Raw genomic sequence first — 20222 nt, forward strand, 5'->3', positions numbered from 1 at the left:
CTTAGCATCTCAGTCCCGAGACTTCGGGATAGCAACTTTAAAAATAAACTCTCACAAAAGGCATAAATCCAGATCCGTAAAGGCTTTTATCAGGATTATACAAAACATCGTAACGTGCGCCAATGGTGACACTTCCGGTTCTGTAACCTGCTCCGAGATATAAGGCGGTATTCCAATAATTATCAGAGAATCCTGGTCTATTAACATTAGATTCATATCTAGTATCAACTCTTACTTGCTCCAATTCTGCAGATAGTTGAATTTCTGGAATTGGATTTACAAGTCCGATCAAACTTCCTCCATAAACAAAAGATTCGTAATAATTTTTTGAGGATAAATAGCCAAATTGCAAACCAACTCCAACCGCAACTATTTCATTTACATTATAGATTGCACTTGGCATAACAGAGATATCTGTATATCCAGATCCAATTCCTAAACCAAGTCCGCCCCCAAATTGAACTCTGTCCCAAAAGTTATCACGCTGATCTATAGTATAATTTTGCTGTGCGATTGCAAAACTGGAAAATAAGACTGCCAAAATCACAAAAAAAGATTTGAAAACGATTGAAATTTGATTATTATTCATAGTTGAGTCTATTTTTAACAAATTTTTACGTAAAAGTACGTAAAAAAAAGGTTTAAATAAAGTCGATTGTTGTACTTTTGCCATTCTATTTAACAAAAAGTATATTCACTAATATTATGGATAGGTTTTCATTTTTAAATGCAGCGCATACCGAGTTTTTCGCACAATTATATGATCAGTATTTAGTAAATCCAGATAGCGTTGAGCCAAGCTGGAGAAGTTTTTTTCAAGGTTTCGACTTTGGACAAACGACTTATAATGACGAAAATCCAGTTCAACAGATTGTTGAATATGTGACTAGCCCCAACACAGATTACAATCAAGTTTCAGAAAAACTGCAAAAAGAATTTAACGTTCTTAAATTAATTGATGGATACCGTACTCGCGGACATTTATTTACAAAAACGAATCCAGTTCGTGATCGTAGAACATCTTCTCCAACTTTAGACATTGAAAATTTCGGATTAACAACTGCTGATCTTTCTACAGTTTTTGATGCCGCTCAAACTATTGGAGTTGGACCATCTACTTTACAAGACATTGTAACGCGACTGAAATCTATTTATTGCCAGCATATTGGTATTGAATATATGTATATCAGAAATCCTGGTGTTGTAAAATGGATTCAGGAAAAACTTGCTGTAAATGTTAATCAGCCAAATTTCTCTTCTGAAGAAAAGAAAACTATTTTAAATAAATTAAATCAAGCGGTTTCTTTCGAGAACTTCTTGCATACTAAATATGTAGGTCAAAAAAGATTTTCGTTAGAAGGTGGAGAATCTATCATTCCAGCCTTAGATGCTTTGATCGAACAAGCTGCTGAAAAAGGTGTTGAACAATTCGTAATGGGAATGGCTCACCGTGGCCGTTTGAACGTTTTGGCTAACATTTTCGGAAAATCAACTCAAGATATTTTTGGTGAATTTGACGGTAAAGATTACGATCAAGAATATTTTGATGGTGACGTAAAATACCACTTAGGCCTTACAGCTGACAAAAAAACAAGAACAGGAAAAAATATCAATATCAATTTAGCACCAAATCCTTCTCACTTAGAAACGGTTGGAGCAGTTATTGAAGGAATTACCAGAGCTAAGCAAGATAAATATTATGCTGACGATTTCTCTAAAGTATTGCCGATCGCAGTACACGGAGACGCTGCAATCGCGGGTCAGGGTATTTTATATGAAATCATCCAAATGGCGCAGCTTGACGGTTACAAAACCGGAGGAACAATTCATATTGTAATCAACAACCAAGTTGGTTTTACAACTAATTATTTAGACGCTCGTTCCTCTACTTATTGTACAGATGTTGCCAAAGTAACGCTTTCGCCTGTATTACACGTAAATGCTGATGATGCTGAAGCTGTTGTACATGCAGTATCTTTTGCATTAGATTACAGAATGCAATTTGGTCGTGACGTATTTATCGACTTATTAGGATACAGAAAATACGGTCATAACGAAGGTGATGAGCCTCGTTTTACACAGCCGGTTTTATATAAAATAATCGCAAAACATAAAAACCCAAGAGATATTTATGCTGAGAAATTATTGTCTGACGGCGTAATCGATGCAACTTATGTAAATGCTTTAGAAAAAGAATACAAATCTTTAATGGAGGAGAATTTAGAAGCTTCTCGTAAAAAAGATTTGACTATTATAACGCCATTCATGAAAAATGAATGGGACGGATTTGTTCAAGTAACAGATACGCAAATGCTTGAAAAAGTAAATACTACTTTTGACAAAAAAGGATTGGATTCTATCATAAATACAATCTCAACTTTACCGGCAGACAAAAAGTTCATCAACAAAATAACTAAAATTGTTACGGACAGAAAAGCAGGATACGACAATAATACTATTGATTGGGGAACTGCAGAAGCGTTGGCTTACGGTTCACTTTTAACTGAAGGATTCGATATTCGTATTTCAGGCCAGGATGTAGAGCGTGGTACATTCTCTCACCGTCATGCAGTAGTTAAAGTTGAAGATTCTGAAGAAGAAGTAATTCTTTTAGATGCTATCGAAAACAAAAAAGGAAAATTTGGCGTATTCAATTCTCTTTTATCAGAATATGGAGTTCTTGGTTTTGATTATGGATATGCATTAGCTAATCCAAAAGCATTAACGATTTGGGAAGCACAATTTGGAGATTTCTCTAATGGAGCTCAAATTATGATTGACCAATATATTTCATGTGGTGAAGATAAATGGAACAACCAAAATGGTATTGTTTTATTATTGCCTCACGGATATGAAGGACAAGGTGCAGAACACTCTTCTGCGAGAATGGAGCGTTATTTACAACTATGTGCAAGACAAAATATGTATGTTGCAGATTGTACAACGCCAGCTAACTTCTTTCACTTGTTAAGAAGACAAATGAAAACAAATTTCCGTAAACCTTTGGTAGTTTTCTCTCCAAAAAGTTTATTGCGTGATCCAAGATGTGTGTCAACAGTTGAAGAACTAGCTAACGGAAGTTTCCAAGAAACAATTGACGATAATACAGTAGATAAAAAAGCAGTAAAAACTTTAGTTTTTGTTACTGGTAAATTCTACTACGATATTGTTGCCGAAAGAGAAAACAACGGAAGAAAAGATGTAGCTGTTGTTCGTATCGAGCAATTATTTCCATTACCAGTTGAGCAGTTAAAAGCCATTATCGCACAATATCCAAATGCTGATGATTATGTTTGGGCTCAAGAAGAACCTAAAAACATGGGAGCTTACAGCTTTATGTTAATGAACTTTGATCTTGTAAAATGGAGATTGGCTTCGTTAAAAGCTTATGCTGCACCAGCATCAGGAAGTTATACACGTGCTAAACGCCGTCATGCAGATGCAATTAGAATGGTATTCGATAAAGATTTATTCAGATAAAAAAGAATGTTTCAAGTTTCAGGTTTCAAGTTTAACGACATGATCCTGAAACCATAAAAACCTTAAACAAAAAATAAGATGATTTTAGAAATGAAAGTCCCATCACCAGGGGAATCAATAAAAGAAGTTGAAATTGCAACTTGGTTAGTAAAAGACGGAGATTATGTAGAAAAAGATCAAGCTATTGCTGAAGTTGATTCAGACAAAGCAACTCTTGAATTGCCAGCTGAAGCTAGCGGAACAATTACGCTTAAAGCAGAAGAAGGTGATGCAGTTGCAGTAGGAGCTGTAGTTTGTTTAATTGATACGAGTGCAGCAAAACCATCTGGTTCAGCACCTGCTGCTCCTGCAGCGGAAGCTCCTAAGGCTGAAGCGCCAAAAGCAGAAGTTAAAGCGGAGGCACCAAAAGCAGCACCTGCTCCGGCAGCAGCACCAGCACCAACAAGTTACGCAGCAGGAACTCCATCTCCAGCAGCAAGAAAAATACTAGACGAAAAAAATATAGCGCCAGCAACTATTTCAGGAACTGGGAAAGACGGAAGAATTACTAAAGAAGATGCTGTAAATGCAGTACCATCAATGGGAACTCCAACTGGAGGAAATCGTGGATCTGAGCGTACCAAATTATCAATGTTGCGTCGTAAAGTAGCTGAGAGATTAGTTGCTGCTAAAAACGAAACAGCAATGTTAACTACTTTTAATGAAGTTAACATGACGCCAATCAACTTGATTCGTAATGAATACAAAGATGCCTTCAAAGCAAAACATGGCGGTCTTGGTTTAGGCTACATGTCTTTCTTTACAAAAGCAGTAACAAGAGCTTTAGAATTATATCCAGATGTTAACTCTATGATGGATGGTGATTATAAAGTAGCTTACGATTTTGCTGATATTTCTATCGCAGTTTCTGGACCAAAAGGTTTAATGGTTCCTGTAGTTCGTAACGCTGAAAATTTATCTTTCCGAGGAATCGAAGCTGAAATTAAAAGATTAGCACTTAGAGCTCGTGATGGTCAAATTACTGTTGACGATATGACAGGAGGAACTTTTACTATTACTAATGGTGGTGTTTTTGGAAGTATGTTGAGTACTCCAATTATAAACCCTCCTCAATCAGGAATTTTAGGAATGCACAACATTATTGAGCGTCCGATTGCTGTAAATGGTAAAGTTGAAATTCACCCAATGATGTACGTTGCGCTGTCTTACGATCACAGAATTATCGACGGACGTGAGTCAGTTGGTTTCTTAGTTGCTGTAAAAGAAGCTTTAGAAAATCCGTTAGAATTATTAATGAATGGCGATGCTAAACGTGCTTTAGAATTGTAATTTAATAATTTCTTCAATAATTTAAAACCTGTTCATTCATTTGAGCAGGTTTTTTTTCTTAATATTAGCTTAAGATGTTAATTTTTTAAACAAATGTAAATTTTACCCTTTAAAAAATATTTTATTTAGAATAAATAAAAATAGCTTGTGTAGTTGGTACTCAACAATTAAATTTGCACTATTAAAATCAATTCTAAATAAGATGAAATATAAATTTACAATTTCTTTTTTAAGTATTTGTTTTTTTCTTTTAGCAAGTATCTCAATTTCTGCACAAGAAAAAGCAACACTTAAAGGTCAAATAACTTTAAATAATAATGAATCTCCAGAAGGTGTATCAATTATTTTAAAAGGAACCAGATTTGGAACTATTACAGACCAAGAAGGTAATTACAAAATAAAAAATATTAAACCTGGAACATATACTTTAAAAGTTTCTGCTGTTGGCTATACAACTAGTGAGAAAAAAATAACTATTAATGAAGGTCAGGAATTAACTGAAAATTTACGCCTTACTTCAAATTCTGAAGAATTAACTGAAATTGTTGTTAATGCCGGCAAAAATCATTTTGTTCGTAAAGAAACTCGACAAGTAGCAAGATTACCTCTTAAAAATCTCGAAAACCCACAATCATATACTACCATTACTGGAGAATTACTAAAAGAACAAGTAGTTACTAATTTTGATGATGCGTTGAAAAATGCATCTGGTATTACACCGCTTTGGGCTGCAACAGGACGTGCAGGAGATGGAGCCGCTTATTATTCTTTAAGAGGATTTCCAGTGCAGCCAACCATGGTTAATGGTTTGCCAGGTTTAACAAACGGAAGTCTGGATCCTGCAAATATCGACAGAATTGAAATTATTAAAGGTCCGTCTGGAACTTTATTCGGAAGCAGTTTAATCTCTTATGGAGGATTAATCAACACAACTACAAAAAAACCGTACAAAACATTTGGCGGCGAAGTAAACTACACTGTTGGAAGCTACGGATTAAATCGCGTAACCGCAGACATTAATACACCTCTGAACGATAAAAAAACTTTAAATTTTAGAATTAATTCCGCATACAACAAACAAGAGAGTTTTCAGGATGCTGGTTTTAGAGAATCCTTTTTTGTTGCCCCATCATTATCTTATGAGGTGAATGACAGATTATCATTCTTAATTAATACTGAGTTTATGAGCAACGAATCTACAAACCCAACAATGCTGTTTTTAGATAGAGGTGCTCCATTAAGAGTTCACAACATTAACGAGCTGAAATATGATAACGAACGTTCTTACACTAGTAATGAACTTACTATGAAGACACCTTCTTACAATATTCAGGCTCAAATGTTTTATAAGCTTTCAGAGCAATGGACTTCACAAACTATATTTTCTACAAGTTCAGCAAAATCTAAAGGAAATTATACTTACTTGTACGAAGGAACACAATTTACACCTATTACAGATGGGATCGTATTGGCTCGCTATTTTACCGATCAGGACAATCAAAATATAACAACTGATATTCAGCAAAATTTTAATGGTGATTTTAAAATTGGCAGTTTAAGGAATAGAATTGTTGTAGGTTTTGATTATTTTAAAAGAACTGCTACTGATCATAGTACTGGATATTTTGGAAATGGATACGTTTATATAGGAGATAATTTGGCATCTTTTAATGCATTTGTTGGACAACCTACCAATGGTGATACCGGAAATTTGACAAAAACTGGAGCTGATGCAATAATTGCAAATGAGCCAAGAAACGACAACAGAACAAAGCAAGAGGTTTATAGTACTTATGTTTCAGATGTAATCAATTTTACGCCTGCATTGTCTGCTATGTTAAGTTTACGTGTTGACCGTTTTATGAATGCTAAAAACGACGGATATAACCAAACTGCTTTTTCTCCAAAATTTGGATTAGTATACCAGCCAATTCTGGATAAAGTTTCAGTATTTGCAAATTATATGAACGGATTCGTAAACGTAGCTCCAGGGCAAAATCGTACTGCCACTATTGTAACACCAGTAATACTAAATCCTGAACATGCAGATCAGTTTGAAATTGGAACAAAATTGAATCTTTTTAAAGATAAACTTTACGCTACTTTCAGCTATTATGATATTAAGGTTACAGATCAGACTTATATTGTAGAAACTCCTTATGTAGATCCTGCAGACCCAACAACTCCACAACCAAATAATCAGACTACATATCAGGACGGAGCGCAGCAAAACAAAGGTTTTGAAGCAGAATTTGTTGCAAACCCAATTAACGGTTTAAACATTGTTTTAGGATATAGTTATAATGATGCCGTTTTAACAAAAGGAGATCCTGATTTTGTAAACCGCAGATCTGAAAATTCAGGACCTAGAAACCTAGCAAACCTTTGGGCTAGTTATAAAATTACAAACGGCTTACTGAGAGGTTTTGGTTTAGGTTTTGGAGGAAATTATGTTGGAGACAACATGATCATGAATAGAAAAACTACTGGCGTATTTACAATTCCTGAATACACAGTTCTAAACTCATCTTTGTTTTACAGTGCTGAAAAATTTACCATTACAGCTAAATTAAACAACATTGCAAACAAGGAAATTTATGATGGCTGGTCAACGATTCATCCTAAAGATCCAAGAGCTATAATAGGAAGCTTTACTTATAGATTCTAATAAAAACATATAAAAATACCTTTTTATTGAACCAGAAAGGTATTTTTAAAATTTTAAAATTATGATTACAACAGCCAGCCTTATCGTTTTTTTAGCTTTTTATACGTTGTACTATACATCAAAAAGAGCTGCATTATCTTATGATTTAGGATTTGAAAAATGGATGAAGAAAAATCCAAAGCAAACTAAAATTACAGGATTAGCACTTTTATTATTGGCTTACAGTTTATGGCTTTTTACTAAGTCATTGTGCTGTGGAACTTTGATGTTTTTTATTCAGCTTATGATGATTGGAAGTTTAATTGTCATTTTAACTCCACTAAAAAAAGTAAACAGCAAAGCTATTTTATTGCTTTTTGTGATCGTAGCATTATTAGAATTTTATTACTACTAAACTATTCCTAACCACTATATGCCAGCAAATCCAAAATATCTAACCCAATCTAAATGGCAACGATTTGCCAAAATAACAGCTGCTATTTTAGGCGGTTATTTTGTTTCAGTTACTTTTCACCTGGTTCTAGCGGCTTGGTTTAACCGTCCAGACGTTCTTATGACAATGGCTTTTACCGGTTTTATTCTTTGGGTAGCATTAATGATTGTAGCCTTTTTAGCAAAAAGCGGATGGAAAATTTGGGGTATTTATATCCTTATTTCATTACTTTTTTCTCTTCTAATTTATCTAGGTCAAACCTATAATCCTGCGCAATAACATGAGTAATCGTAATTATAATATTTATTTTCATACACACACTGTCAGCGGGATTGTCATTAGTGTGGTTCTTTTTGTAATTTTCTTTGCAGGATCTTTTTCTTTTTTTAGAGATGAAATCATCAATTGGGAAAGAAATGAATCTGTTGCTCCAACTAAAGAAATGCAGCTCGACTACAGCACGGCATTAAAAAAGCTTGACAAAGAATATATTTTACACGGAAGAAACCTTACCATTTCTAAACCTACTAACGAAAGAAGAGTTGCCATTTATTTACAAGGCACCAAAGATACTTTGGCTCCAGCCAAACAAAAAGAAGGAACATTTTTTTATCTTGACACTAAAACTTTTAAATCATATACTTACGAAGAATCTTATTCGCTGGGGGAATTTTTATACCGTCTGCATTTCTTAGCGCAGATTCCTTATCCTGTTGGATATTATCTTTCTGGTTTTACCGCTTTATTTTTCTTGTTTGCAATCGTAACCGGGCTTTTATTGCATTGGAAAAAAATTGTTTCTAATTTTTATGTTTTCCGGCCTAAGGAAAAATTAAAAACATTGTGGACAGATGCACACACTGCATTAGGAATGATTGGTTTGCCTTTTCAGTTTGTTTATGCAGTAACCGGAGCATTTTTTATGATCAAACTCTTGATTGTAGCTCCTGCAGTAATGGCATTATATAAAGGCGATCAGGATAAACTTTACAAAGAATTAGAATATACAGATCCTGATTACAAATTTGAAAACAAAAAATTAGCCACTCCTTTTAATATCGATCAGCTGATTGCAAAAGCAAAAAGCAATTGGTCAGATATTGAAATTACTCGCGTTTTTATTCAAAACTATGGTGATGCAAACATGCATGTTTTGGTGGAAGGTGAAATGCCAAGTCACAAAAAATTTACAGGAATTGGAAAAGTAGTGTATCGCATTTCTGACGGAAAAGAAATTGCTAAGAAAAACCCAATTACACAAAATAATTACTTAGATATAGTAAAAAATGTTTTGTACAGAATTCATTTTGGTGATTATGGAGGCTACGCTCTAAAAATCGTGAGTTTTATTTTAGGAATAATAACTTGTTTTGTTATTATTTCTGGTGTAATGATCTGGCTTGTCGCGAGACAAAAAAATAATCTGCCTGAAAAGAAAAGACGTTTCAACGCCACAGTTGTTCGTATTTATTTGGCAATTTGTTTGAGTATGTATCCTATTACAGCGCTTGCTTTTATCGGAACTAAACTATTTCATCCGTTAAGTCAATCTAATTTGTTTTTGCTTTATTTTGGAGGATGGTTAGTGCTGACAGTATTTTTTATTATCAAAAAGAATGATGCTTTCACCAATAAATTTTGCCTGATTTCAGGAAGTATTTTAGGATTTTTAATTCCGATTGCAAACGGAATTGTTTCTGGAAATTGGTTTTGGAATTCCTTTATGCAAAATAAAATTCAAGTTTTCTTTATTGATGTTTTTTGGATACTTCTTGCTTCAGTATCACTTTATGTCGCTTATTCTTTAAAAGCTAAAAAAGTAATTGTTTCTGAAAAATAACTAAAATAACTTGTCCCCAATTGATTTAGCGCATACTTTTACGCTTTTATTAAAAAATGGGATTCAAAAAACAAGTACGTTTTATACATAAATGGCTCGGATTAATTTCCGGGCTTATTGTTTTTATTGTAAGTATTACAGGCTGTATATTTTGTTTTCATGATGAGATAAAAGATATTACCAGAAAAGAATGGCGTTTTGTTCAAGATCATAATAAACCTTTTTTAATGCCTTCTGCTCTGCAGGAAAGAGCAAAAGAAATTGTTCCGAAAAACAAAGCAAGCATGGTTTCCTATTATGGAAGAAACCGTTCTGCAATTGTTTATACGTATTCAGGTAACGAAAATCTATACCTATATTTCAATCCATATACCGGAAAATATCTAAAATCTGAAAATCCGGAAACCGATTTTTTTATTATTGTTGAATATATCCATTTGTATTTACTTCTGCCTGATTATATTGGCAAACATCTTGTTGGCGGTGCTACTATAATCTTCATTATTTTATTGATTTCGGGAATTATACAATGGTGGCCTAAACGAAAAAGCGATATTAAAAGAAGTTTTTCGATAAAATGGTCTGCCAAATGGCGTCGTATAAATTACGATTGGCACAATGCCTCAGGATTTTATATTTCTATTATGGCTGCAATTATTGCAATTACAGGTTTAACTTTTACTTATGAATGGGTTGGTGACGGCATTTATAAAACTTTCAATTTTGGAGGAGATAAAGCTCTAGAAACAAAAGCGCCCATAATTGACACTACAAAGTTTAAAGCTAACACTCTAAATGCTGTTGACCTTGCTTTTGTTAAAACAGTGAAATTTCAGCCAGAATCAGAAATGTATTTTGTTACTTTTCCGCATCAAAAAGGCGATATAATTAATACAGGTGCATATCCGAACACGCTGCGATTCGATCATCAAAGCAATTACTATTTTCATCCGCTTGACGGAAAATTAATTAAGAGCGCTCCTTATCATAAAAAAAGTTTAGGCTTGCAGGTTGTCGAATTGAATTACGGAATTCATACAGGACAAATTTTAGATTTACCTGGAAAAATTATTGCTTTTACAGCAAGCTTACTTGCAAGCGCTTTGCCGGTTACAGGCTTTGTAATTTGGTATGGTAGAAGAAAAAAATCTAAAAATAAAAAGCAAAAAAAAACCGCTAATTAAAGCGATTTAGTATTTATTTTAAATTTCTTAGTTTCTATTAGCTAAAGCATTTTTTTGTAAATTTTTAACTGAACTGATTTTGCTGTTATCGTAAGCAACCTCACAAAGATTTTTTTCGTTAAAAAATACCCATTTCCCAGTTTTCAAACCATTTGTATACTCTCCTACTGCAACTTTATTTCCTTTTTCATCATATGATACCCAAACGCCATCTAACTTACCGTCCTTAAAAAAACCTTGTTGCTGGATATTACCATTCTCATAATAATAAGTAGCTTTTACTGTGTTTCCAACAGCTTCTAACTCAGGTTTTGTCTCTTGTGCAACTAAAATTCCAGAGAACAATATTGCAACTAAAATTACACACTTTTTCATATTTTTGGGTTTTAATGTTATCAAATCGTTATCAAATATAATTAAATGTTTACATTAAACAAACTTTTACTTAACAATTTGGTAACATTGAATAAAAACTTAACATTGGAAATCAGTGAAAACAAAAAAAACCAGCGCTCAAGCACTGGTTTTACTGGTGTTTTAGAAAAAATCTAAAATTACTATATCGTTATAAATTTTATACTAAATTACTTTAATAATGTATCTAATTGTACCTGAAGCTCAGGAGAAGAAGGTCTAGAAGCATTAGCCTCCAATACATTACCTTTAGGATCAATCAAAATAAATCTAGGAATTCCTGTTACATTATAACTGGTTACAAAAGCAGATTTCCACTCATTATCAGAAAATAACTGAATTCCGCCTAATTGTTTATCATTTACAAATTTTTGCCATTTGTCATGATCTTTTAATGCATCTATAGAAACACTTACAAACTCAATATTTTTTCCGTGATATTTTTCTTCAATTTTTTGCAGATAAGGAATTTCAGCCCTGCAAGGTCCACACCAAGTAGCCCAAAGATCAATATAAACGTATTTTCCTTTTAGGTCAGAAAGTTTAGTTTTTCCACCTTTATGATTTTCATAATCAAAATCTGGAGAAGGAGAATTATTTAATTTTGCCATTTGCTGCGCCTGCTGGCGATATTCAGAAATTTCAGCAACAGCATTTATTCCATTTTCTGTTTCGATTTTTACAAATTCAGGATCTAGTTTTTTATTTTTTAATCGAGCTAAATCAGCAGTTTTTTTAGCTTCTATTAGTTTATTAAATGCGGCATCGTCTAAAGTTAAAATGCTGTTATCATACAGTTTTTCATCGGCTAAAATACGTTGCGCCAAAATATTGTTTTCTAAACTTCCCTTACCGCTGTAAACAATAGATTCATCAAATTGCTTAGCGTCCATTTTTAGTTTTAGGTCGTCGCCGTTTTTCAAAAATAATTCTGTTGTTTCTACTCCATCAGATAACCTGCTTCTTCCTCCATCAACCACTAGAGTATCTTTAAAAATACCTTTTTCATTAACGGTAATCGTCTTTATTATTTTTCCGTTATTGATAATCTTTATTACGTCGCCATTTCTATTGGCAATATTAGCTTCAAAAGTGACATATTTTTTAGATTGTCCAATAACATTCAAAGTGCTGAAAAGCACTAAACCGGCAATAAAAAGTTTCTTCATAGATCTTTAAAGTTTGTTTTTAGTACTTCAAATCTAAAGAAATAACTGTCTTGAAATTAACAATTAACAAAATATTTAAAATTAACACACATCAAGTTATCACTTTACTATATTAATTTGAATTTTGTGTTTACTTTTGCAGTCTAAAATTTTGATCATGTATAGAAGTCATAATTGTGGCGAATTAAACGCCTCAAATATTAATACCGAAGTTACACTAGCGGGTTGGGTACAAAAATCACGCGATAAAGGATTTATGAACTGGGTTGATTTGCGCGACCGTTACGGAATAACACAGCTTATTTTCGACGAAAGCCGTACTGATAAAACTGTTTTTGAACTGGCTAAAACTCTTGGAAGAGAATTTGTAATTCAGGTAAAGGGAACTGTTATTGAGCGAGAAGCAAAAAACAAAAACATTCCGACTGGTGAAATCGAAATTTTAGTTACTGAATTGACTATTTTAAATGCAGCTTTAACTCCTCCATTTACTATAGAAGATGAAACGGATGGCGGTGAAGATATTCGAATGAAATATCGTTATTTGGACATCAGAAGAAATCCTGTAAAAAACAGTTTGCTTTTCCGTCACAAAGTAGCGATGGAAGTTCGTAAATATTTATCTGATTTAGATTTCTGTGAAGTGGAAACTCCTTACTTAATCAAATCGACTCCAGAAGGAGCGAGAGATTTCGTTGTACCAAGCCGTATGAACGAAGGTCAGTTTTATGCTTTGCCACAATCTCCTCAAACTTTCAAACAATTGCTGATGGTAGGTGGCATGGATAAATATTTTCAAATCGTGAAATGTTTCCGCGACGAAGATCTACGTGCAGACCGTCAGCCTGAATTTACACAAATCGACTGCGAAATGGCGTTTGTAGAACAAGAAGACATTTTGAATGTTTTTGAAGGTTTGACAAGACACTTACTTAAAGAAATTAAAGGTATTGAAGTAGAGAAATTCCCAAGAATTACCTATGATTATGCCATGAAAACATACGGAAATGACAAACCAGACATTCGTTTCGGAATGAAGTTTGGTGAGTTGAACGAATTTGCACAACATAAAGATTTTCCAGTTTTTAATACTGCAGAATTAGTTGTGGGAATTGCCGTTCCCGGAGCCGGAAATTATACTCGTAAAGAAATTGACGGTTTAATTGACTGGGTAAAACGCCCTCAAGTTGGTGCGTCTGGAATGGTGTATGCAAAATATAATGATGACGGAACGATTAAATCATCTGTAGATAAATTCTACGATCAAGATGATTTGGCAAAATGGGCAAAAGCAACAGAAGCAAATCCTGGAGACATGATTTTTGTGCTTTCTGGTCCAGCAAATAAAACGCGTGCACAGCTTTCTGCGCTTCGAATGGAATTAGCGACTCGATTAGGATTGCGCAAACCAGAAGAATTTGCACCATTATGGGTTGTAGATTTCCCATTATTGGAGCTTGATGAAGAAAGTGGTCGTTACCACGCGATGCACCACCCGTTTACATCTCCAAAACCAGAAGATATGGCATTGTTAGAAACAGAACCAGGAAAAGTACGCGCAAACGCCTATGATATGGTTTTAAACGGAAATGAAATTGGCGGAGGATCTATTCGTATTCACGATAAGGCCACACAGCAATTAATGTTCAAATATTTAGGTTTTACCGAAGAAGAAGCAAAAGCACAATTTGGTTTCTTAATGGACGCTTTTCAATTTGGAGCACCGCCTCACGGTGGATTAGCTTTTGGTCTGGATAGATTAGTCGCTATTTTAGGAGGTCAGGAAACTATTAGAGATTTTATTGCATTCCCTAAAAACAATTCTGGACGCGATGTAATGATCGACGCGCCAGCTGCAATTGATGATTCTCAATTAAAAGAACTTTCAATTAAATTGGATTTAAATTAATTAGTTCAATTTTATAAATACATACAAAACTGCCACTAAAAAAAGTGGCAGTTTTTTTATTTTGAAGTAAAAATTTAAAAAAATAGCAAAAAATGGCATTTATCATAAAGTAGTCCATTTATTACAAAGATTTGACTTCAATCTATGTTTGAAGTATCATTAATGATTCGTTATTTTAGGCAGCGTGATATGATATTAGATGCAATATAAATAGCGAAAACACTGTGAATCAATAATTTTTACAAAAAATTAACAGCTTATTGTCTTTTGTATGAATTTATATGTTACATTTGCTACATTATAAATTATTATTACAATTACAATGCGTACAGGTACAGTAAAATTTTTCAATGAATCTAAAGGTTATGGATTCATTACAGACGAAGAAACAGGAAAAGATATCTTCGTTCACGCTTCAGGAATTAACGCGGAAGAATTACGCGAAGGTGACCGTGTAAGCTATGAAGAAGAAGAAGGAAGAAAAGGGAAAGTTGCTGCTAAAGTAGCAGTAATCTAAGAAAAATATAGCAATTTATTTTTTTTGCCTCTGAATGGTTTTAAAAACGTTTCGATTTATTTCGAAACGTTTTTTTTTGTTCATTTCTTAAAAATATATTAAAAATCCTTCATCTTATTTATAATCAATAAAAATTAGATGTAAACGCCGTTTTAGAGTTCACTTAAATCATTTTTTAGCTTGTGATTTACAGAGTTGAAAGTTATCTTTGTGGCTTATTCTTTAAGTAAAAAACCTAAGTTTATGCAATCTGATCAATACAGTTACATTCCTATTTTAATGCAGTTCATTTTGGCTGTTGGTTTTGTGGTAGGAACAATCATTATTTCTGGAAAATTAGGACCAAAAAGAACCTCAGAAGTTAAAGACAAAAACTTCGAGTGCGGTATCGAATCTGTTGGTAATGCTCGTATTCCTTTTTCAGTAAAATATTTCCTAGTTGCAATTTTGTTCGTATTGTTTGATGTAGAGGTAATTTTCCTTTATCCTTGGGCAGTAAACTTCAAAGAATTAGGAATTGAAGGAATGTTAAAGATGATTGTTTTCATGGCGCTTCTTTTGGTTGGTTTTTTCTATATCATCAAAAAGAAAGCATTAGACTGGGAATAAGAAATTTTAGATCTCAGTCCCGAAGTCTCGGGATAGATTTCTCAAATTAAAAGATTTAATGATAATAAATTGATTTTGATTTATATGATTTACCCAAATCTAAAATCTGAAATCTAAAATCTGAAATAAAATGAGCGATTCAAATGTAAATATGGTTGCACCGCCAGAAGGAGTTGTAGGAGAAGGTTTCTTCGCTACAAAACTAAATGATGTTGTAGGTTTAGCAAGAGCCAATTCATTATGGCCATTGCCTTTTGCCACTTCATGCTGTGGTATCGAATTCATGGCGACTATGGCTTCACATTATGATTTAGCACGATTTGGTTCTGAGCGTGTGAGTTTTTCTCCTCGTCAGGCTGATATGTTAATGGTAATGGGAACTATTTCTAAAAAAATGGCACCTATTTTAAGACAAGTTTACGAACAAATGTCTGAACCTCGCTGGGTAATTGCAGTTGGAGCCTGTGCATCGTCAGGAGGAATTTTCGATACTTATTCCGTTTTACAAGGAATTGACAAAGTAATTCCAGTTGACGTTTACGTACCAGGATGCCCGCCAAGACCAGAACAAATTGTTGATGGCGTAATGAAACTTCAAGAATTGGTAAGAAGCGAATCTGTAAGACGCAGAAGCTCTCCAGAATACCAAGAATTATTAGCTTCTTATAACATTTCATAAAATGGCTTTAGAAAATACCCTGATTCAAGATAAACTTACAGAAACATTTGACGCAAGTGTTTTTAACTTTCAACAGGAAAGAGATATTTTTTCACTAGAAACAACTGCTGACAAAATCACTGCTTTGATTCTTTTTTTGAAAAACGATTCTGATTTACGTTTTCATTTTTTAACCGATTTATGCGGTATTCATTATCCAGACAACGAAACAGATCGTCAGTTTGCGATCGTTTACCATTTGCACAACTGGTATGAAAACACAAGAATAAAAATCAAAGTATTTCTTAACGGTGAAAAACCAGAAATTAAAACCATTTCAAATATTTTCCTAAGTGCAAACTGGATGGAAAGAGAAACTTACGATTTCTTTGGCGTTAACTTTATTGGTCACCCACAATTGAAACGTATTTTAAATATGGATGAAATGATATCTTTCCCAATGCGAAAAGAATTTCCAATGGAAGATAGTGGAAGAACTGATAAAGACGACAGATTCTTTGGAAGAACAACAACAAATTGCTAAAAAATAAATAATTCAACATTATAAAATGTCAGAACTATTATTACCCCCAGAGCATCGTTATGCTAAAATAATTAAGGAGAAACTAAACGAAGACGGAAGCGAGCTTTCAGTACTGAATTTAGGGCCAACCCACCCAGCAACTCACGGTATTTTTCAGAATATCCTTTTGATGGATGGAGAAAGAATTCTAGAAGCTGAACCAACTATTGGCTACATCCACAGAGCTTTCGAAAAAATTGCCGAAAATCGTCCTTTTTATCAAATTACGCCACTTACTGATCGTATGAACTATTGCTCCTCTCCTATTAATAATATGGGATGGTGGATGACTTTAGAAAAACTTCTAGGAATTGAGGTTCCAAAAAGAGCGCAGTATTTAAGAGTAATCGTAATGGAGCTGGCTCGTATTACAGATCACTTAATCTGTAACTCGATTTTAGGAGTAGATACTGGTGCATATACTGGTTTCTTATACGTTTTTCAATTTAGAGAAAAAATCTACGAAATCTACGAAGAAATTTGTGGAGCTCGTTTGACTACAAATATGGGAAGAATTGGTGGTTTTGAAAGAGACTGGTCTCCAGCTGCTTTTGCAAAACTAGATAAATTCCTAGAAGACTTTCCTGTTGCATGGAAAGAATTCGAAAACTTATTCGAAAGAAATAGAATTTTCCTTGATAGAACCGTAAACGTAGGTGCAATTACAGCTGAACAAGCAATGGCTTACGGATTTACAGGTCCGAACTTACGTGCTGCAGGGGTTGACTACGATGTTCGTGTTGCACAGCCTTACTCATCATACGAAGATTTCGATTTTATTGTTCCTGTTGGAAAATCAGGTGACACTTATGATCGCTTCTGTGTACGTAATGCTGAAGTTTGGGAAAGTTTAAGCATTATTCGTCAAGCATTAGATAAAATGCCTGCCGGAAATGAGTATCATGCAGAAGTTCCTGATTATTACCTTCCTCCAAAAGAAGATGTTTATACTTCGATGGAATCTCTAATTTATCACTTTAAGATCGTAATGGGAGAAGTTCCTGTACCAGTTGCAGAAATTTATCACCCAGTTGAAGGAGGAAATGGAGAATTAGGATTTTATTTAGTTACTGACGGAAGCAGAACTCCATACAGATTACATTTCAGAAGACCTTGCTTTATTTATTACCAAGCATATCCAGAAATGATTAAAGGTGCTTTACTATCAGATGCAATTGTTATTCTATCAAGTTTAAACGTAATTGCAGGAGAATTAGACGCATAAAATATTGTAGATTTTAGATTGCTGATTAATAATGCAGATTTTAGTCCCGATCCCGAAGCCTCGGGACGGGATTAGATTTAAAAATTATAATTAAGAATTGAAAAAATCAGATTGAAGAATCTAAAACTTAAACAATGGTTGAAGAATCATAGATTGTAGACAAAGATTGAAAAAATCTAAAATCTAATCCCGTCCCGAGGCTTCGGGATCGGGAGTAAAATCCAAAATTAAAAATGGAACGTAAACATTACAAACAAGAAATAAACATGACTGAAGCATTGATGACTCGCATCAATGAATTAATCAGTCATTATCCTGAAGATAAAAGAAAATCAGCTTTGTTGCCTGTTTTGCACGAAGTGCAGGATGCTCATGATAACTGGCTAAGTATTGAGCTGCAGGATAAAGTTGCTGAAATTTTGCACATTAAACCAATTGAGGTTTATGAAGTGGTTACTTTTTATACCATGTACAACCAAAAACCAATTGGAAAATACATGTTCGAATTTTGCCAGACTTCTTGTTGTTGTTTAAATGGGGCCGAAAATTTAATGGATTATACTTCTGAAAAATTAGGCATTAAAATGGGCGAAACAACTCCAGACGGGATGTTTACCATTGCCGGAGTAGAATGTTTAGGTGCTTGTGGATACGCTCCGATGATGCAGTTAGGTGATTTCTACAAAGAGAAACTGACAGAAGAAAAAATCGATCAGTTAATCGCTGATTGCAGAGATGATAAAATAATATTACACGATAAATAATATGTCACAAAAAATATTATTAGATAAAATCAATGTTCCTGGTATTAAAACCTATGAAGTTTATCGCCAAAATGGCGGATACGCTTCTGTAGAAAAAGCTTTAAAAACACTTACACCAGACGAAGTTGTTGAAGAGGTAAAAAAATCAGGACTTCGTGGGCGTGGTGGAGCAGGTTTCCCTGCAGGAATGAAATGGAGTTTTATTGATAAAAAATCAGGAAAACCTAGACATTTAGTTTGCAACGCTGACGAATCTGAACCGGGAACTTTTAAAGATCGTTATTTGATGGAATTTATTCCTCACTTATTGATCGAAGGGATGATTACTTCAAGTTTTGCTTTGGGGGCTAACTTATCCTATATCTATATTCGTGGAGAATATATGTGGGTTTTCAAAATTTTAGAAAGAGCAATCAACGAAGCAAGAGCTGCCGGTTGGTTAGGAAAAAATATATTAGGAACAGGTTACGATTTAGAGTTACATGTTCACTGTGGAGCTGGAGCTTATATTTGTGGAGAAGAAACTGCACTTATTGAGTCTTTAGAAGGTAAAAGAGGAAATCCTCGTATTAAGCCACCTTTTCCAGCGGTTTCAGGACTTTGGGCAAATCCTACAGTAGTAAACAATGTTGAAACTATCGCCACTGTGCCATGGATCATCAACAATTCTGGTGATGATTACGCTAAAATAGGAATTGGACGTTCTACAGGAACTAAGTTAATTTCTGCTTCTGGACACATCAAAAACCCTGGAGTTTACGAAATTGAATTAGGTTTGAGCGTTGACGAATTCATGAATTCTGATGAATATTTAGGAGGAATGTCTTCAAGCCGACCATTAAAAGCATTTGTTCCTGGAGGATCTTCTGTGCCAATTCTACCAGCTGAATTGATTTTCAAAACAGCAAACGGCGAAGATCGTTTAATGACTTACGAATCTTTGAGTGATGGTGGTTTTGCTACTGGATCTATGTTGGGTTCTGGAGGATTTATCGTTTACAACGACACTGCCTGTGTGGTAAGAAATACTTGGAACTTTGCTCGTTTTTACCACCACGAATCTTGCGGACAATGTACACCTTGCCGTGAAGGAACAGGATGGTTAGAAAAAATATTATGGAGAATCGAAAACGGTCAAGGCCGTGAAGAAGATATCGAATTACTGTGGAGTATTCAGAGTAAAATTGAAGGAAACACAATTTGTCCGCTTGGTGACGCCGCTTCTTGGCCAGTAGCAGCTGCGATTCGTCACTTTAGAGATGAATTTGAATATCACGTTCGCTTCCCAGAAAAAATTAAAAATAGAGATCACTTTGTTGCTGAACCTTTTTCACAAGTGAAGCATTTAGTAGGCAGACAAACAGTTTAAAAATAGTTTAAAGTTTCAAGTTTTTTTAGTTTCAAGTGAAAACCTGAAACGTGAAACCTGAAACTAAAAAA

Annotated in this window: 18 protein-coding genes; 15 read left to right on the forward strand and 3 right to left on the reverse strand. The window is 34.1% G+C overall.

The window, feature by feature from the left end:
* Positions 1-37 precede the first annotated feature (37 nt).
* Positions 38-589, reverse strand: coding sequence for a hypothetical protein (locus tag IR010_RS06685; protein WP_029271581.1), 552 nt, complete (start codon positions 587-589; stop codon positions 38-40).
* A 116-nt stretch (positions 590-705) separates the two neighbouring features.
* Between IR010_RS06685 and IR010_RS06690 the strand changes: the two genes are divergently transcribed.
* The 7 genes from IR010_RS06690 (at position 706) to IR010_RS06720 (ending at position 10934) form a co-directional block, all read left to right on the forward strand.
* Entirely contained in the window at positions 706-3480 is a 2775-nt protein-coding gene (locus tag IR010_RS06690) for a 2-oxoglutarate dehydrogenase E1 component (protein ID WP_029271580.1), read from the forward strand.
* 78 nt (positions 3481-3558) lie between these two features.
* On the forward strand, positions 3559-4809 hold the full coding sequence (gene odhB / locus IR010_RS06695) for a 2-oxoglutarate dehydrogenase complex dihydrolipoyllysine-residue succinyltransferase (protein ID WP_029271579.1): 1251 nt from the start codon (positions 3559-3561) through the stop codon (positions 4807-4809).
* A gap of 202 nt (positions 4810-5011) precedes the next feature.
* Positions 5012-7477 carry a TonB-dependent receptor gene (locus IR010_RS06700; RefSeq protein WP_194602652.1) on the forward strand — a complete coding sequence of 822 codons (2466 nt, stop codon included), beginning with the start codon at positions 5012-5014 and terminating at the stop codon, positions 7475-7477.
* A 61-nt stretch (positions 7478-7538) separates the two neighbouring features.
* On the forward strand, positions 7539-7871 hold the full coding sequence (locus IR010_RS06705; protein WP_029271576.1) for a hypothetical protein: 333 nt from the start codon (positions 7539-7541) through the stop codon (positions 7869-7871).
* Positions 7872-7889: 18 nt separating this feature from the next.
* Positions 7890-8189, forward strand: coding sequence for a hypothetical protein (locus tag IR010_RS06710; protein WP_194602655.1), 300 nt, complete (start codon positions 7890-7892; stop codon positions 8187-8189).
* A 1-nt stretch (position 8190) separates the two neighbouring features.
* Positions 8191-9750: a PepSY-associated TM helix domain-containing protein gene (locus IR010_RS06715; protein ID WP_194602658.1), complete on the forward strand. Its 1560-nt coding sequence runs from the start codon at positions 8191-8193 to the stop codon at positions 9748-9750.
* 56 nt (positions 9751-9806) lie between these two features.
* Positions 9807-10934: a PepSY-associated TM helix domain-containing protein gene (locus IR010_RS06720; RefSeq protein WP_194602660.1), complete on the forward strand. Its 1128-nt coding sequence runs from the start codon at positions 9807-9809 to the stop codon at positions 10932-10934.
* A gap of 27 nt (positions 10935-10961) precedes the next feature.
* Here the strand turns inward: IR010_RS06720 and IR010_RS06725 are convergent, their stop codons facing one another.
* Together IR010_RS06725 and IR010_RS06730 are read right to left on the reverse strand one after the other, a co-directional pair.
* Positions 10962-11309: a toxin-antitoxin system YwqK family antitoxin gene (locus IR010_RS06725; protein ID WP_029271572.1), complete on the reverse strand. Its 348-nt coding sequence runs from the start codon at positions 11307-11309 to the stop codon at positions 10962-10964.
* A 209-nt stretch (positions 11310-11518) separates the two neighbouring features.
* The gene (locus tag IR010_RS06730) at positions 11519-12517 is read right to left on the reverse strand and encodes a TlpA family protein disulfide reductase (RefSeq protein ID WP_194602662.1); all 999 of its coding nucleotides are present in this window, start codon (positions 12515-12517) and stop codon (positions 11519-11521) included.
* A gap of 157 nt (positions 12518-12674) precedes the next feature.
* Here IR010_RS06730 and aspS point away from each other — a divergent pair, with 157 nt between their 5' ends.
* The 8 genes from aspS (at position 12675) to nuoF (ending at position 20151) form a co-directional block, all read left to right on the forward strand.
* A complete protein-coding gene (gene aspS / locus IR010_RS06735; protein ID WP_194602665.1) occupies positions 12675-14426 on the forward strand; it encodes an aspartate--tRNA ligase in 1752 nt (583 codons plus the stop codon).
* A gap of 322 nt (positions 14427-14748) precedes the next feature.
* Positions 14749-14943: a cold-shock protein gene (locus tag IR010_RS06740; protein WP_007137066.1), complete on the forward strand. Its 195-nt coding sequence runs from the start codon at positions 14749-14751 to the stop codon at positions 14941-14943.
* 243 nt (positions 14944-15186) lie between these two features.
* Positions 15187-15552, forward strand: coding sequence for an NADH-quinone oxidoreductase subunit A (locus tag IR010_RS06745; protein WP_029271569.1), 366 nt, complete (start codon positions 15187-15189; stop codon positions 15550-15552).
* Positions 15553-15682: 130 nt separating this feature from the next.
* Entirely contained in the window at positions 15683-16231 is a 549-nt protein-coding gene (locus tag IR010_RS06750) for an NADH-quinone oxidoreductase subunit B (RefSeq protein ID WP_029271568.1), read from the forward strand.
* A 1-nt stretch (position 16232) separates the two neighbouring features.
* Entirely contained in the window at positions 16233-16754 is a 522-nt protein-coding gene (locus IR010_RS06755; RefSeq protein WP_029271567.1) for an NADH-quinone oxidoreductase subunit C, read from the forward strand.
* A 25-nt stretch (positions 16755-16779) separates the two neighbouring features.
* Positions 16780-18018 carry an NADH-quinone oxidoreductase subunit D gene (locus tag IR010_RS06760; RefSeq protein WP_029271566.1) on the forward strand — a complete coding sequence of 413 codons (1239 nt, stop codon included), beginning with the start codon at positions 16780-16782 and terminating at the stop codon, positions 18016-18018.
* Between the two features lie 233 nt (positions 18019-18251).
* Positions 18252-18782, forward strand: a complete 531-nt coding sequence (locus IR010_RS06765) for a complex I 24 kDa subunit family protein (protein ID WP_029271565.1) — start codon at positions 18252-18254, stop codon at positions 18780-18782.
* 1 nt (position 18783) lies between these two features.
* Positions 18784-20151, forward strand: a complete 1368-nt coding sequence (nuoF, locus tag IR010_RS06770; RefSeq protein ID WP_194567834.1) for an NADH-quinone oxidoreductase subunit NuoF — start codon at positions 18784-18786, stop codon at positions 20149-20151.
* Positions 20152-20222: the final 71 nt, after the last annotated feature.

Origin of the sequence: Flavobacterium sp. MR2016-29 (assembly GCF_015350695.1) — a bacterium.
GTDB lineage: Bacteria > Bacteroidota > Bacteroidia > Flavobacteriales > Flavobacteriaceae > Flavobacterium.